We start from the raw sequence: 14,343 nt of genomic DNA on the forward strand, positions 1-14,343 counted from the left end.
GTGCCGCTCGACCGCTACCGCGTCTCGCAGCGCCAGCATCGCGAAACCGTCGAGCCGTTCGACTATGCCAAGGACGATCTCATCCGCCGCGTTCAGCAGCATGGCTTCGTCTCCATTCTCGGCCACAACGTGCGCCTGTGCAGGGCCTTCGCCGGAAAGTCCGTCGCCTTTCGCCCAACCGCTGCCGACGGCGTCTTCGACGCCTGGTTCAGACATCAGAAAATAGAAACCATCGACCTCAATGCCATTGATCGATAGGATGGCAAACTGTTCGCGATGTCTTCGCACACCTGTTCGCGATGTCTCCGGTCCAAACAGGGGGGAGATCGGATGTCGCAACTGCTTTCGCCAATTTTCGACGTTGAAGGAAAGGCAGGGCAATGAAGCTGCCAATCTCCCCCATTGAGGGGGAGATGCCCGGCAGGGCAGAGGGGGGTGCTGTCCCGCAAACTTCGACAGGTTATTTTAGCGCTATAGCCCTCCGGCGAGCCTCTGCGCTCACGACCTGTCCCGTATCTGGGTCATCGTCCGGGTCGGCGTGATCGCCTCGGGGTCGAGCCTGATCTCGACGATCGACGGCTTGCCGCTGGCGCGGGCGCGTTCGAAGGCCGGCGCGAAGTCGGCCGTCTTCTCGACGGTTTCGCCATGGCCACCATAGGCGCGGGCGAGCGCCGCGAAGTCGGGATTCTTCAGGTCGGTGGCGACGACGCGGCCGGGATATTCGCGTTCCTGGTGCATGCGGATGGTGCCGTAGATGCCATTGTTGACGACGACGACGATGATCGGCAGATCGTACTGCACGGCGGTGGCGAATTCCTGGCCGTTCATCAGGAAGCAGCCGTCGCCGGCGAAGGCGATCACGTCGCGCTCGGGAAACAATTCCTTGGCGGCGACCGCTGCCGGCGTGCCGTAGCCCATCGAGCCGGAGGTCGGTGCTGCCTGCGTGGCAAAACGGCGGGAACGGTGGAAGCGGTGCACCCAGGTGGCGTAGTTGCCGGCGCCGTTGGTGAGGATCGCGTCGTCGGGCAGCATTTTTTCGAGATAGTTCATGATCGGCCCCATCTGGACGGCGCCGGGGCCGCTTTCGGGCGGTGTCGACCAGTCGAGATAGGCGGCGTGCAGCTTCGGTGTTTCATCCGCCCAGACCGGCGTGGCGGCCGGCTTGCGCCCGGCAAAGGCTTCGACGAAGGCGGACGGCGAGGCGTTGATCGCCAGCGTCGGCCGGTAGACGCGGCCGAGCTCGCCGGCGTCGGCATGGACATGGACCAGCGACTGGTCGGGGTAGGGGCTTTTGAGCAGCGTGTAGTCGGAGGACGGCATCTCGCCCATGCGGCCGCCGATCAGCAGCACGAGGTCGGCCTGCTTGATGGCGGTCGCCAGCTTCGGGTTGATGCCGATGCCGACATCGCCGGCATAGCTGGGGTGGAGATGATCGAACAGCATCTGGCGGCGGAAGGAACAGCCGACCGGCAGCGACCAGGCTTCGGCGATCGTCCGCATCCGCGCGACGGCCGCCGCATCCCAGCGCGTGCCGCCGAGGATGACGAAGGGGCGCTTTGCCTTGTTGAGAAGCTTTTCCAGAGCATCGAGCTCGGCCTCGCCCGGCCGCGTTTCGACCGGCGTGTGGGGCAGGGCGGCCGGCGCCTCGGCAAGGCTGGTCAGCATGTCTTCCGGCAGCGAGATGACGACCGGGCCGGGACGGCCGGATGTCGCCACCGCGAAGGCTCGGCTGACGAATTCGGGGATGCGCGCGGCGTCGTCGATCTCGACCACCCATTTGGCGATGTCGCCGAAGAACCTGACATAGTCGACCTCTTGAAAAGCCTCGCGCTGCTTGGCGTGGCTGGCGACCTGGCCGATGAACAGGATGACGGGCACCGAATCCTGCATGGCGATGTGGATGCCGGCCGAGGCGTTGGTGGCGCCGGGGCCGCGGGTGACGAAGCAGATGCCTGGCTTGCCGGTCAGGCGGCCATGGCAGTCGGCCATCATCGCGGCGCCGCCTTCCTGGCGGCAGACGATGGTGCGGATCGGCGAGTCGTGCAGCGCGTCGAGCACCGCAAGGTAGGATTCGCCGGGCACGCAATAGATACGGTCCGTTCCGTTGGCTTCGAGCGCATCGACAATCAGTTGTCCGCCGGTCTTCATTTTCCTGACCTCTCCAGTTCGGCAAGGATTTCTTCGGTGTGTTCGCCGAGACGCGGCGAGGGCCGCTCATAGACCAGCGGCGTGCCCGACATGACCATCGGCGCGCGCACCGAGGGCAACAGATTGCCATGGCCGTCGTCGAGGTCGAGCCGCATGCCGCGCGCGATGGTCTGCGGGTCGGCGAACATCTCGCCGATCGTGTTGATCGGGCTGGCGGGCACGCCTGCCGCCTCCAGCCTGGCCAGCAGCGGATCGCGATCGAAGGTCTTTAGCGCCTCGATTATATGCTCGCGCAGCGTCGTCCGGTTGGCGACCCGGGCGGGATTGGTGGCGAAATCGGGGTTCGATGGCAGGTTGTCCAACCCGACAGCCGCGCAGAACTTGGCGAACTGGCCGTCATTGCCGATGGCCAGGATGATGTGGCCGTCCTTGACCGGCACCACTTCGTAGGGCGCGATGTTCATATGCGCGTTGCCCATCTGCACCGGCGATTTTCCCGAGACCAAATAGTTGAGGTTCTGGTTGCCGAGCGCCGAGATCTGGCTGTCGTAGAGCGCCATGTCGATATGCTGGCCTTCGCCGGTCTTCTCGGCATGGCGAAGAGCGGCCTGGATGGCGATCACCGAATAGAGGCCGGTGAAAATGTCCGAAATGGCGACACCGGCCTTTTGCGGCTCGCGGCCAGCTTCGCCGGTGATCGACATCATGCCGGCCATGCCCTGAATGATGAAGTCATAGCCGGCGCGCGGCGCATAGGGCCCGTCCTGGCCGAAGCCGGTGATCGAGCAACAGATCAACCGCGGGTTGATTTTGCGCAAGCTGTCATGGTCGAGGCCGTATTTCTTCAGCCCGCCGAGCTTGAAGTTTTCAATCAGCACGTCCGATGTCGCAGCCAGCCGGCGCACTGTCTCGGCGCCTTCGGGCGTCGAGAAATCGATGGCGATGGAGCGCTTGCCGCGATTGCTGGAATGGTAGTAGGCGGCCGAGAGGTTTTCGCCGTCATGGCTCATGACGAAGGGCGGACCCCATTTGCGGGTATCGTCGCCGCCATCAGGGCTCTCGACCTTGATCACGTCGGCGCCGAGATCGGCAAGCAATTGCCCCGCCCACGGCCCGGCCAGGATGCGGGCGAGTTCGATTACGCGGATGCCTTTCAGCGGAGGCTCGGTCATGGATCACCGTGATTGATCGAAAGCGCAGGCTCTGGTTTTCTTTTTATGCATGTCGTTATCCCAAAACCGCTGCGCACTTTTGGGCAACATGCACTATCAATCCCGCGTGCCGAAGTCACGGTTCTTGCAATGGGCCAACCGGACCGTGCCAATCTCGGTCAGGCTTGTTTCAGCACGCTGTCGGCCCATGCGGCGAATTCGTCCATGATGATATTTCGATTCACCTCGTTCAGGCTTTCGTGGCGGGTCTCGGCGTAAACCTTTGAAACGAGATTCGAAAAGCCCATCCTGTGCAGGCGCCCAGCGAGATGGCTGACCGCCTTGCCACGGTCGGTAGCAGGATCCTTTTCGCCGCCGACCAGGCAGATCGGCAGGGTCTTGCGGATGCCGGAAAAATTGGTGTCGTCGGCGCCGTCGAAGACAAAGCCGAACAGGTCGCGCCACATCGACACCGACGCATCCCAGCCGCACAGCGGATCGGCGTTGTATTTGTCGACTTCGGCCGCGTCGCGCGACAGCCAGTCGAATGGCGTGCGGTGATCAGGGACGGCTTTGCCCCAGGCCTGGAAGGTCAGTCTCGGCAGCATGCGCGACGGCATGTCGGAGCCGAGCCGGAATTTTTCCCAGGCCAGGATGACTTGCGCTGCACGGCTGGCGAGCCCGGCGGAAAAATTGGCGTTCCAGATGGCGGCGGCGTGCAGCCGGTTCGAATGATGAAGCATGAAATTCAGCGCGACGAGGCCGCCCATGGAATGGCCGAAGATGATGACGGGCAGGCCGGGATGGTCGCCGGCGATCAGGTCGTGCACCGCCGCGATATCGGCGATGACCTTGGCGCCGCCATCCACTTTGGCGAATGTGCCGAGCGGAGCGTCCGGCGCCTTGGTGGCGCCATGGCCGCGATGGTCATGGGCATAGACATGGAAGCCGCACTCGCCCAGAAAGGTAGCGAAGCGGACATAGCGCGCCGCATGTTCGGCCAGTCCGTGATTGATCTGGACGACCGCACGCGGGCGGCCCTCGGCGCGTTTCACGTAAAGGTTGAGCTCGGCGCCGGTCGGCGATCGCAGCACGCGCTGCTGGCTGAATGACATTGTCGCTTCGTCTCCAACGCGTCTTTAGCGCCTGCGAACGTTTGTGTGCGCCGACGCCGGTTTTGCGTCAATCCGTTCGCGGTGTTTTGCAGCGCTGTTCTTGCGTCGCAACGCGGGTATCGCAATTCTGACATGGAGAATTTGCTACCGAGAGAGGGCGGCAGTCTGTTGCCCAGCATTATTCAACCGGAGAGTACCCATGCGTACGCTGACAGGTCTTGTTTTCGGATCGGCGCTTGCCGCCGCGTCGCTGACGGGTGCTGCGCGGGCCGAGGTCAAGATGAGCGGCTCTTTCGTCGCCGACGCCACCTGTCCAGCCACCCAGGCCATCAGGAGCGGCAGGAACCCCGGCAATATCGCGACCGATGCGGGACAGAGCTACGAGCTTCTGGCTGGCAACAAGGATGCGCCCACCCACTATCTGATCCGCGTGCCGGGCGCCGATCCGGAGCGCCGCTGGGTGAAGGTCGATTGCGGCCATGTTTCGGGTGGCAGCGCGTCCACGGAACCGGCAGCACCTGTGCCGGCCGACCAGGAGAAGCCTGCTGAGCCGGCTTCGCGAAAGCCCGAATATGTCCTCGCGCTAAGCTGGCAGCCGGCGTTTTGCGAAACCAGGCCCGGCAAGACCGAATGCAAGGCGCAGACCGCGGCCGGTTTTGAGGCGACGCATTTCACCTTGCACGGGCTGTGGCCGCAGCCGAAAGGGAATTTCTATTGCCAGGTGGCAGCGGCCGACAAGGCGAACGACAATCCGGCGCGCTGGCAGGACCTGCCGCCGGTCGAGCTTGAGCCGAACACGCGGTCGGAGCTCGATCGGGTGATGCCAGGCACCGCATCCGCTCTCGACAGGCATGAATGGATCAAGCATGGCACCTGTTACGGCAAGAGCCAGCAGGCGTATTTTTCCGATGCGCTGAACTTGACGCGCGCGGCGAATGCTTCACCGGTGCGTGATCTTTTCACGCAAAACATTGGCCGGGATCTGACCTCTGGCCAGATCCGCGCCGCCTTCGACAGTGCCTTTGGTCCCGGCGCCGGCGAGCGGGTTCGCGTCTCCTGCGTGAAGGATCCTTCGAGCGGCAGGCGGCTGATCGGCGAACTGACGCTCGGCCTGACCGGCCCGATCGGTCCGAACTCTTCGCTCAGTGAGCTGTTGCTGGCCTCAGTGCCGACGAACAATGCCGGCTGTCCGAAAGGCATCGTCGATCCGATCGAGTTCCAGTGACACGCCGAGCCCGTCTTAGCCCGAAGGCCGGTTCGAAATGCCAAAACAGTTTGCCGTTCGGCGCGGCATCGCCTACATAGCGCGCAACTTCCATTCAATCCGACATTCCAGTCGACTTTTCAGGGAAAGCGCGCGTGGCACGCCAGTTCATCTATCACATGGCCGGCCTCAACAAGGCCTACGGCACCAAGAAGGTGCTCGAGAATATCCACCTCTCCTTCTACCCGGACGCCAAGATCGGCATCCTCGGGCCGAACGGCGCCGGCAAGTCGACCATCCTCAAGATCATGGCCGGCATCGACAAGGAGTGGAGCGGCGAGGCGTGGCTGGCCGAAGGCGCCACCGTCGGTTACCTGGCGCAGGAGCCGGCGCTCGATGCGAGCAAGACCGTGTTCGAGAACGTCATGGAAGGCGTCGCCGCCAAGACCGCGATCATCGAACGCTACAACGAATTGATGATGAACTATTCCGACGAGACGGCCGACGAATCGGCCAAGCTCCAGGACGAGATGGACCGGCTCAACCTGTGGGATCTCGAACAGCAGGTCGAGATGGCGATGGAAGCGCTGGGCTGCCCGCCCAAGGAAGCCGACGTCACCAAGCTGTCGGGCGGCGAGCGCCGCCGCGTGGCACTGTGCCAACTGCTGCTGCGTCAGCCCGACCTTCTGCTGCTCGACGAGCCGACCAACCATCTCGACGCCGAGACGACGGCGTGGCTGGAAAAGCATCTGCGCGCCTATCCGGGCGCGGTGATGATCATCACCCACGATCGCTACTTCCTCGACAATGTCACCGGCTGGATCCTCGAGCTCGACCGCGGCCGCGGCATTCCCTATGAGGGCAACTACACCAAATATCTCGAAGCCAAGGCCAAGCGGCTCAAGCAGGAGGGCCGCGAGGACGATGCGCGCCAGCGGGCGATCGGCCGCGAGCGCGAGTGGATCCAGTCCAGCCCCAAGGCACGGCAGACCAAGTCGAAAGCGCGCATCCAGGCGTTCCAGGACCTGCTGGATGCGGCCGACAAGCGGCGTCCGAGCGACACCCAGATCGTCATTCCGCATGGCGAGCGGCTCGGCAATGTGGTGATCGAGGTCGAGGACCTGTCGAAGGGCTTTGGCGACACGCTGCTGATCGACGACCTCGAATTCAAGCTGCCGCCCGGCGGCATCGTCGGCGTCATCGGCCCGAACGGCGCCGGCAAGACGACGCTGTTCCGCATGATCACCGGCCAGGAAAAGCCGGATGCCGGCACGATCCGCGTCGGCGAGACGGTCAAGCTCGGCTACGTCGACCAGAGCCGCGACGCACTCGACCCGACCAAGACCGTCTGGGAAGAAATCTCGGGCGGCGCCGAAGTGGTCAAGCTCGGCAAGTTCGAGGCCAACACCCGCGCCTATTGCGCCTCGTTCAATTTCCGCGGCGGCGATCAGCAGCAGAAGGTCGGTAATCTGTCCGGCGGCCAGCGCAACCGCGTGCATCTTGCCAAGATGCTGAAGACCGGCGGCAATGTGCTGCTGCTCGACGAACCGACCAACGACCTCGATACCGAAACGCTGGCGGCGCTCGAAGACGCGCTGGAAAACTTCGCCGGCTGCGCCGTCATCATCTCGCACGACCGCATGTTCCTCGACCGGCTGGCGACGCACATCCTGGCGTTCGAAGGCGACAGCCATGTCGAGTGGTTCGAGGGCAATTTCGAGGATTACGAGCAGGACAAGATCCGCCGCCTCGGCCCCGACGCCATCAACCCGCACCGCATGACGTATAAGCGGCTGACGCGGTAAGGTTCGATCCGTTGCAGGCGATCGTCGTTTGACCTAAATTGATCGAATGGAGTCGCCCATGATCACGGTCAAATTGCCGCAAAAAGCCGAGAAGCTGCTGGCCGATATGGCAAGGGCCAGCGGCCGTACGATCGATCAGGTTGCAGTTGAAGCGATCCTCGACACAATCGAGGATTGGCAGGACGCGAGGATTGCGGAGGAACGCTTGAGGGATGACGATGGTGCGCGCATTCCGTTGGAGGACGTGATCCGGAAGCTTGAGGTTCGCGAAGCAGCGGAACGGCGCAAGAAACCTGCCGCTGAATGAATTGGCGTGTCGAGTTCACGCGGCAAGCCGAAAAGGATATCGAACGGCTTTCAACGAAAGATCAGCGGCGCATCCTCGAATTCCTGCATCAAAGAGTTTCGGAGCACCCCAATCCTTCGGAGCACCCCAATCCAAGGGCACTTGCCAAGCGCCTGACCGCGACCAAGCAAGAGGCCTGGCGTTTTCGCGTCGGCGACTACAGAATCATTGCCCAATTCGAGGATAGCCGGTTTGTCGTGCTCGTTGTGGAGGTCGGCAACCGTCGCGAGGTCTATCGATGAACAACACTGTCGCAAAAGCACAACCCGACTGGTCCGCCGCCCAATATCTCAAATTCGAGGACGAGCGCACGCGGCCGGCGCGCGATCTCGTCGCGCAGGTGCCGGTGGCGGCGCCACGCCGGGTGGTCGATATCGGCTGCGGGCCGGGCAATTCGACCGAATTGCTGGTCGAGCGCTGGCCGAGCGCGCAGGTCAGCGGTTTGGACACCTCGCCTGACATGATCGAGAAGGCGAGGGCACGTCTGCCGGAAGTGGCCTTCGAACTGGCAGATGCGGCGGCGTGGCAGCCCGAAGAGCCCGTCGACGTGATCTTCGCCAATGCGGTGTTCCAGTGGCTGCCCGAGCATACGGCGATCTTCCAGCGGCTGATGGGATTTTTGGCGCCGGGCGGCGCGCTTGCCGTGCAGATGCCCGACAATATGGGCGAGCCGTCGCACCGGCTGATGCGCGAGACGGCGGCCGAAATGCCGTTTGCCGAAAAGCTCGAGGGTGCTGCGCGCGGACCGCTGCCGCCGGTATCGTTCTATTACGATCTTTTGTCGCCGCTCTCCGACCGGCTCGACATCTGGCACACCGACTACAATCATCCGCTGGCCGATGACGGGGCAATCGTCGAGTGGCTGAAGTCGACGGGGCTGAAGCCGTTCCTCGATCCGCTCGACGCGGACGAGCGACGGTTTTTTCTCACGCGCTACACTGCTGGGATAACCGAAGCCTATCCGAAGACGGCGAACGGCAAGGTGCTGCTGCGTTTCCCGCGCCTTTTCATCGTCGCGCGGCGCGCTGCCTAGAAACGATTGGCCACACCGAGACGCACTGCCTGGCTGCGCTTGATTCGGTTTCGCCACAATGCGCATTTCAGCCGCGCAAGGTTGTGGTCTTTTGCCTCAGGCACTTGATTTAAGCCGGCTTAAACTAGCTTGATGCGAATAATGTTGCGCCGAACTCTCGCGGCGCCCACATCAAGCCGCAGCGCCTGCGCATGGGGACGAACTGAAAATGCATCGCGTCATCATCAGCGGCATCGGCGTTGAAATCCCCGAGCCTTCGATCACCAATGAGGAATTGGTCGACAGCTTCAATGCCTGGGTCGAGATGGAGAATGTCCGCCGCCAGGCTTCGGGCGAGACGCTGCTGCAGAAATCGGACAGCGACTTCATCGTCCATGCTTCGGGTGTGCAGACGCGCCATGTGATCGAGCGGGAAGGCATTCTCGACCCGACCCGCATGGCGCCGCGCATTCCGGCCCGGCCGGACGACGCGCTGTCGCTGGAAGCCGAGTTCGGCATCGCATCGGCCAGGAAAGCGCTCGACCATGCCGGCCTGGAGCCACCTGATGTCGACCTGGTGATCTGCTCGGCCTCGCATCACCAGCGGCCCTATCCGGCGATCGCCATCGAGATGCAGCAGGCGATGGGCACCAAGGGCGCCGGTTTCGACATGGGCCTTGGCTGCTCGTCGGCGGCGGCGGCGTTGCATATCGCGGTCAATCTGGTGCGGGCGGGCGCACACAGGCGCGTGCTGGTGACGACGCCCGAGATCATCACCGGCCATCTCAACTTCCGCGACAGGCAGACGCATTTCATATTCGGCGATGCTTCGGTCTCGATGGTCGTCGAGGGGCTTGCCCAGGGCGACAAGCGGCCGGGACGCTTCGAGGTGCTCGACACCCGGACCTGGACGCAGATGTCCAACAACATCCGCACCAATCTCGGCTACTACACGCGCACCGCCCAGGACGATCCGTATATGATCAATCTGGAAGGCAACCTGATCAAACAGGTCGGCAACAAGGTATTCAAGGAAGTCACCGTCGCCGGGCACAAGTTCATCGTCGAGTTCCTGGCCGAGCATGGGCTGACGCCGCAAGCGATCCGGCGCTTCTGGCTGCATCAGGCCAATGCACGTATGAACGCCATGATCCTGAAGCTGTCGTTCGGCCACGAGGTCGGCCATGACCGCGCGCCGATGGTGCTGGAGCGCCTCGGCAACACCGCCGGCGCCGGTGCGGTCGTCGCCTTGTCGGAAAACCACGCCGACATGAACGCCGGCGACTATGGCCTGCTCTGCGCCTTCGGCGCCGGCTATTCGATCGGCGGGGCGCTGTTGCGCATGCTCTGATTGGCGCGAACGGCACCGGCATTGGAAGGCGCCGGTGTAATCGCATCAGCCTGCTTGACTGGAGCATCAGTGCTTTAGGCTGGACCTGATGAACTCACTGCGGCTAATTGCTTGGCATCACGCACGGAGCGAAGCCTATGCTGGACCTCTTCCCCGAGACGGTAAATCCGGTCGAAATCATCCCGGCGCGGAAACTTGTCGCGCGGGTGGCCGCGCTTTACGTCGCGCCATCGGATCATTTCGAGACACGCGCGGTGGATGAATTGCGGCTTGGCTTCGACGGCATCGACGGCGATTTCCACGCCGGCGCGACGCGGCGCTCCGGCGGGCGCGAGCCCTGGTATCCGCGCGGCACCGAGATGCGCAACGAGCGGCAGCTGTCGATCGTGGCCGCGGACGAACTGGCGATCGTAGCAGGGCGGATGGCCATCGCCGAGATCAAGCCGGAGTGGATCGGCGCCAATCTGTTGATCGAAGGCCTGCCGCATCTCTCGATGCTGCCGTCCGGCACGCTGCTGTTCTTTAAAGGCGGCGTCACCGTCAAGGTCGACGCGCAGAACGGACCTTGCCGCATCGCCGGGCGATCGGTCGCCGAAAATGCCGGAATGGCCGACCGTGAAGCCGGCGCGCTGTTGTTCCCGAAGGCGGCAAAGCGGTTGCGCGGCCTTGTCGCCTGGGTGGAAAAACCAGGCCGCATCACGGCCGGCGAGGAGATTTCGGTGCGTGTGCCCGAGCAGTGGATTTACCGGGCATAGTTGTTTGTCGAGGCGGCATCGCCAGCGGGGGAGGTGGTCGCCCACGGGGTCTTGCCTTTGGCAAACCCGAGGACAGACGCCGTAGAACTCATACGGGTGCCATCGCTCTATTCCTCATCCTCATCCTCGAGCAAACGGGTGGCGCGCCAGCGGGTCAGCACTGTGTTGGTTTGCTCGATGACGAAGAAGCGCGCGGAATCGCGGTCATATTCTTCGGCCAGCAGCTTTTCGTAGTCGGTATGCATGTGACGGATGTGGGCTATTGTCGCCAGCCATACGGCAATGCTCGGCGGCAACGTCTTCATATGCACCGCGCCGGCGTCGGCGCGGATTTTTTCCATGTCGGCATAGGGCGCCAGGGGCAAAAGCGCTGTCAGCGCCTTGGCGATGGCGCGGCGGCGGCCGGTCGGCGCGTTCATCGCACGACCTGTCCGGGCCCGACCTGTCCGCGCTCGTCCCGTCCGGCAATTGTCGCGTCGGCAAAGGCGTCGGTCGAAGCGAAATAAGGCTTGATGTCGATGACCGGCGTGCCGTCGAGCAGGTCGATGGCATCGAGATCGATACGGCCCGTTTCGATGTCGAGGGCGACGAGCCTGGCGATATGCAACCCGACCGGGTTCGGCCGGGCCGGGGAGCGCAGCGCAAAAACGCCCTTCGGTTCAGCCGCATGGCGGGGTTTCTGAACAATCAGGGTCCGCGGTGCGTGGTGCAGCCAGGACAGGATGATGACGTGGCTGGCGCGTTCAAGCCCGAGCAGGCCCTCGCGATAGGGCAGGTCGATCGTGAGAACCGCCGGCTGTCCGGTTTCGCGCGCGGCTCTCATGTTCTTGGGGCAAGTGTCCCGCGTGGTCCAGGGCGAGGCGATGCGGCCGATGAAGACGACATGGCCGTCCGGCGGCATATCGGCGGGATCAGTTTCCAGAAGCTTTTCGCCGCTGCGCGTTTCGAACATGGTTTTCGCCCCGATCCTGCTTCCGGCTGTGCGCGATCCGCCACGCATGCGTCATTTTCTTGTCCGGGAGCGACATAGCGCTTGCAAGCCTATCAAAATCGACATAAACATATGTTTATATCTTTTCAAAGAGAATGCTCGCATGCATGTCGCGCTCGACACCATGGTAGATACATTGAAGGCGGCGGCCGAATCCAGCCGGTTGCGCATCCTGGCGTTGCTGTCGCGCGGCGACCTCACCGTTTCCGATCTCACCGAAATCCTCGGCCAGTCGCAGCCGCGTGTCTCGCGCCACCTGAAGCTTTTGCTGGAGGCGGGGCTGATCGGCCGCTATCAGGAGGGCTCCTGGGCCTTCTTCCGGCTATCGGATTCGGATGCGGCGCGGGACTTCGTGCTCAGGCTGGTTTCCGGCATCCGGGGCGCCGATCCGCAGGTCGAGCGTGACCTCGAGCGGTTGGCCGCGGTCAAGCGCAAGCGGCAGGATCGCGCCGCCGAATATTTCTCCGCAAATGCCGCAAGCTGGGACCACATCCGCTCGCTGCATGTGCCGGACCGCGCCGTCGAGGCAGCGCTGCTCAAGCTCGTCGGCAAGCGGCCGTTCCAGTCGATGCTCGACCTTGGCACCGGCACCGGGCGGCTGCTCGAGATCTTTTCGCCGCTCTACCGGCGCGGCATCGGCATCGACATGTCGCGCGAGATGCTGACGGTGGCGCGCGCTAATCTCGACAAGGCTGGCATTTCGAATGCGCAGGTGCGCCAGGGCGACATTTTTGCGCCGCCGGTCGAGCGCGACGCCTACGATCTCGTCACCATCCACCAGGTGCTGCACTATCTCGACGATCCCGCCCGCGCCATCCGCGAGGCAGCAAGGCTGCTGCGTCCGGCAGGCCGGCTGGTGATCGTGGATTTCGCTCCGCATTCGCTGGAATTCCTGCGCGACGCCCACGCGCATGTGCGGCTCGGCTTTGCCGACCGGCAGATCACCGAGTGGTTTTCCGAGGCCGGGCTCGACCTCGAAGAGAGCCAGGAATTCGAGCCGCGCGCCGGCAATGAACCCAGGCTCACCGTAAAACTGTGGCTCGGCCGTGACCAGCGCATGCTGATCGCCGATCCTTACAACCATGCACAACCGGCCAATGCCTTTCCGCTAGGGGAAACCGCCTGATGAACCAGTTCCGCTTTTCCCGCCGCCCCGACATTGGCGACAAGATCAGGGTTTCGTTCGAGTTTTTCCCGCCGAAGAACGACGAGATGGAAGCAAGGCTGTGGGACACAGTTACCCGGCTACAGCCGCTCAAGCCGAAATTCGTCTCCGTCACCTATGGCGCCGGCGGCTCGACCCGCGAGCGCACGGCGCGCACGGTCAAGCGCATCCTCAACGAAACGACGCTGACGCCGGCGGCGCACATGACGTGCGTCGATGCGGCGCGTCACGAGGTCGATGAAGTCATCCAGGAATTCGCCGACATGGGTGTCACCCGCTTCGTCGCCCTGCGCGGCGATCCGGCCGAGGGCGTCGGCGCCGCCTATCGTCCGCATCCGGACGGCTATGCCAATGGCGCCGAACTGGTGGGGGCGCTGAAAGGTGTCGGCGATTTCGACATCTCGGTCTCGGCCTATCCGGAAAAGCATCCGGAGAGCCCGGATTTCGCCACCGACATCGATATGCTGAAGCGCAAGGTCGACAATGGCGCGACGCGGGCGATCACCCAGTTCTTCTTCGACAATGACCTCTACGAGCGCTATGTCGAACGGGCGCGGCGGGCCGGCATCTACATACCGATCGTGCCGGGCATATTGCCGGTCCACAATTTTACCCAGGTCGCCAATTTCTCGGCGCGCTGCGGCGCGCTGGTGCCGGCGTGGATGGCCGAGCGCTTCGACGGGCTGCAGACGGACCCGCAAACGCATGCGCTGGTGGCGTCCGCGGTGGCGGCCGAGCAGGTGCTGGACCTTGTCGAGCGCGGCGTCGGCGATTTTCATTTCTACACCATGAACCGCGCCGATCTGGTCTTCGCCGTCTGCCACATGATCGGCATCCGCTCGCATGAGGCGGAAGCCGCGGGGTCCGCCGCGGCGTAACCTCCGTCGAAGTTTCAAGATGCAAAAAGGCCGGGTAAAAACCCGGCCTTTTCAATGACTTGGACTATTTTGTGCTGATCTTCCGTTGCTTGGCGGGTCTATGGAAGAAAGCCCATAATCAGCGCTCCGATGAAAGCAAATGCAGCACAAATCATCAATGCGTTGATTGGCCTCGTGAGTCCCATGTCATAGCCTCCTCTTAAAGAGCTATGGCCAGAGTCTAGGGGCATTTCTGCCACAGGCAAGCGGAAACTATGCTGCAATGCGACGACATTGTGGAATTTGCGGCAGGCCATTTGCCGTTAGGCATTGAAACTCTTCGGCAAAATCCCGCTTCGGCCCTGTGTACAAAATGTGACGGAGCTGGGGCAAGGATGGAGATGGCAGCGCTACCGTCGCCGAAAGTCGGGATCGATTTCGGG

Annotated in this window: 14 protein-coding genes and 1 pseudogene; 10 read left to right on the forward strand and 5 right to left on the reverse strand. The window is 63.2% G+C overall.

From position 1 onward, the window contains the following. Positions 1–258: pseudogene (locus BLT09_RS34295) on the forward strand (IS481 family transposase); the annotation flags it as partial. A gap of 240 nt (positions 259–498) precedes the next feature. Here the strand turns inward: BLT09_RS34295 and BLT09_RS14430 are convergent. From BLT09_RS14430 to BLT09_RS14440, 3 genes are all read right to left on the reverse strand, one after another. Further along, positions 499–2,148: a thiamine pyrophosphate-binding protein gene (locus tag BLT09_RS14430; RefSeq protein WP_091594080.1), complete on the reverse strand. Its 1,650-nt coding sequence runs from the start codon at positions 2,146–2,148 to the stop codon at positions 499–501. After that, on the reverse strand, positions 2,145–3,320 hold the full coding sequence (locus BLT09_RS14435; RefSeq protein WP_091594082.1) for a CaiB/BaiF CoA transferase family protein: 1,176 nt from the start codon (positions 3,318–3,320) through the stop codon (positions 2,145–2,147). The genes BLT09_RS14430 and BLT09_RS14435 overlap by 4 nt, the downstream gene beginning before the upstream one ends. 158 nt (positions 3,321–3,478) lie before the next feature. Further along, positions 3,479–4,414 (reverse strand): alpha/beta fold hydrolase, encoded by a 936-nt coding sequence (locus tag BLT09_RS14440; protein WP_091594084.1) that lies wholly within the window; start codon positions 4,412–4,414, stop codon positions 3,479–3,481. Between the two features lie 199 nt (positions 4,415–4,613). On the opposite strand from BLT09_RS14440, the gene BLT09_RS14445 reads away from it, so the two are divergent. The 7 genes from BLT09_RS14445 (at position 4,614) to BLT09_RS14475 (ending at position 10,887) form a co-directional block, all read left to right on the forward strand. After that, positions 4,614–5,639 carry a ribonuclease T2 family protein gene (locus BLT09_RS14445; RefSeq protein ID WP_091594086.1) on the forward strand — a complete coding sequence of 342 codons (1,026 nt, stop codon included), beginning with the start codon at positions 4,614–4,616 and terminating at the stop codon, positions 5,637–5,639. Between the two features lie 134 nt (positions 5,640–5,773). Beyond that, positions 5,774–7,423, forward strand: coding sequence for an energy-dependent translational throttle protein EttA (gene ettA / locus BLT09_RS14450; protein ID WP_091594088.1), 1,650 nt, complete (start codon positions 5,774–5,776; stop codon positions 7,421–7,423). Positions 7,424–7,481: 58 nt separating this feature from the next. Then, complete coding sequence (locus BLT09_RS14455; RefSeq protein ID WP_128180634.1) at positions 7,482–7,730, forward strand: DUF6290 family protein; 249 nt, start codon at positions 7,482–7,484, stop codon at positions 7,728–7,730. Then, on the forward strand, positions 7,727–8,011 hold the full coding sequence (locus BLT09_RS14460; RefSeq protein WP_091594092.1) for a type II toxin-antitoxin system RelE family toxin: 285 nt from the start codon (positions 7,727–7,729) through the stop codon (positions 8,009–8,011). The genes BLT09_RS14455 and BLT09_RS14460 overlap by 4 nt, the downstream gene beginning before the upstream one ends. Then, positions 8,008–8,802, forward strand: a complete 795-nt coding sequence (gene tam / locus BLT09_RS14465; RefSeq protein WP_091594094.1) for a trans-aconitate 2-methyltransferase — start codon at positions 8,008–8,010, stop codon at positions 8,800–8,802. The genes BLT09_RS14460 and tam overlap by 4 nt, the downstream gene beginning before the upstream one ends. Positions 8,803–9,010: 208 nt before the next feature. Continuing rightward, positions 9,011–10,132 carry a beta-ketoacyl-ACP synthase III gene (locus BLT09_RS14470; RefSeq protein WP_091594096.1) on the forward strand — a complete coding sequence of 374 codons (1,122 nt, stop codon included), beginning with the start codon at positions 9,011–9,013 and terminating at the stop codon, positions 10,130–10,132. A 137-nt stretch (positions 10,133–10,269) separates the two neighbouring features. Next, the gene (locus BLT09_RS14475; protein ID WP_091594098.1) at positions 10,270–10,887 is read left to right on the forward strand and encodes an MOSC domain-containing protein; all 618 of its coding nucleotides are present in this window, start codon (positions 10,270–10,272) and stop codon (positions 10,885–10,887) included. Positions 10,888–10,994: 107 nt separating this feature from the next. Here BLT09_RS14475 and BLT09_RS14480 read toward each other — a convergent pair whose 3' ends face one another. Both BLT09_RS14480 and tsaA read right to left on the reverse strand, forming a co-directional pair. Next, positions 10,995–11,306 carry a DUF2293 domain-containing protein gene (locus tag BLT09_RS14480; protein WP_091594100.1) on the reverse strand — a complete coding sequence of 104 codons (312 nt, stop codon included), beginning with the start codon at positions 11,304–11,306 and terminating at the stop codon, positions 10,995–10,997. Further along, a complete protein-coding gene (tsaA, locus tag BLT09_RS14485; RefSeq protein ID WP_167366438.1) occupies positions 11,303–11,839 on the reverse strand; it encodes a tRNA (N6-threonylcarbamoyladenosine(37)-N6)-methyltransferase TrmO in 537 nt (178 codons plus the stop codon). The genes BLT09_RS14480 and tsaA overlap by 4 nt, the downstream gene beginning before the upstream one ends. Before the next feature lie 142 nt (positions 11,840–11,981). Here tsaA and BLT09_RS14490 point away from each other — a divergent pair, with 142 nt between their 5' ends. After that, entirely contained in the window at positions 11,982–13,004 is a 1,023-nt protein-coding gene (locus tag BLT09_RS14490) for an ArsR/SmtB family transcription factor (protein WP_091594104.1), read from the forward strand. Next, positions 13,004–13,921, forward strand: coding sequence for a methylenetetrahydrofolate reductase [NAD(P)H] (gene metF / locus BLT09_RS14495; RefSeq protein ID WP_091594106.1), 918 nt, complete (start codon positions 13,004–13,006; stop codon positions 13,919–13,921). Before BLT09_RS14490 ends, metF begins: the two co-directional genes overlap by 1 nt. Positions 13,922–14,343: the final 422 nt, after the last annotated feature.

Source organism: Mesorhizobium muleiense, from assembly GCF_900099905.1.
GTDB lineage: Bacteria > Pseudomonadota > Alphaproteobacteria > Rhizobiales > Rhizobiaceae > Mesorhizobium > Mesorhizobium muleiense.

Coding starts and splice junctions, on each gene's coding strand:
- BLT09_RS14430 (WP_091594080.1), bottom strand. CDS start 2,148: ATGAAGACCGGCGGACAACTGATTGTCGATGCGCTCGAAGCCAACGGA.
- BLT09_RS14435 (WP_091594082.1), bottom strand. CDS start 3,320: ATGACCGAGCCTCCGCTGAAAGGCATCCGCGTAATCGAACTCGCCCGC.
- BLT09_RS14440 (WP_091594084.1), bottom strand. CDS start 4,414: ATGTCATTCAGCCAGCAGCGCGTGCTGCGATCGCCGACCGGCGCCGAG.
- BLT09_RS14445 (WP_091594086.1), top strand. CDS start 4,614: ATGCGTACGCTGACAGGTCTTGTTTTCGGATCGGCGCTTGCCGCCGCG.
- BLT09_RS14455 (WP_128180634.1), top strand. CDS start 7,482: ATGATCACGGTCAAATTGCCGCAAAAAGCCGAGAAGCTGCTGGCCGAT.
- BLT09_RS14460 (WP_091594092.1), top strand. CDS start 7,727: ATGAATTGGCGTGTCGAGTTCACGCGGCAAGCCGAAAAGGATATCGAA.
- tam (WP_091594094.1), top strand. CDS start 8,008: ATGAACAACACTGTCGCAAAAGCACAACCCGACTGGTCCGCCGCCCAA.
- BLT09_RS14470 (WP_091594096.1), top strand. CDS start 9,011: ATGCATCGCGTCATCATCAGCGGCATCGGCGTTGAAATCCCCGAGCCT.
- BLT09_RS14475 (WP_091594098.1), top strand. CDS start 10,270: ATGCTGGACCTCTTCCCCGAGACGGTAAATCCGGTCGAAATCATCCCG.
- BLT09_RS14480 (WP_091594100.1), bottom strand. CDS start 11,306: ATGAACGCGCCGACCGGCCGCCGCCGCGCCATCGCCAAGGCGCTGACA.
- tsaA (WP_167366438.1), bottom strand. CDS start 11,839: ATGTTCGAAACGCGCAGCGGCGAAAAGCTTCTGGAAACTGATCCCGCC.
- BLT09_RS14490 (WP_091594104.1), top strand. CDS start 11,982: ATGCATGTCGCGCTCGACACCATGGTAGATACATTGAAGGCGGCGGCC.
- metF (WP_091594106.1), top strand. CDS start 13,004: ATGAACCAGTTCCGCTTTTCCCGCCGCCCCGACATTGGCGACAAGATC.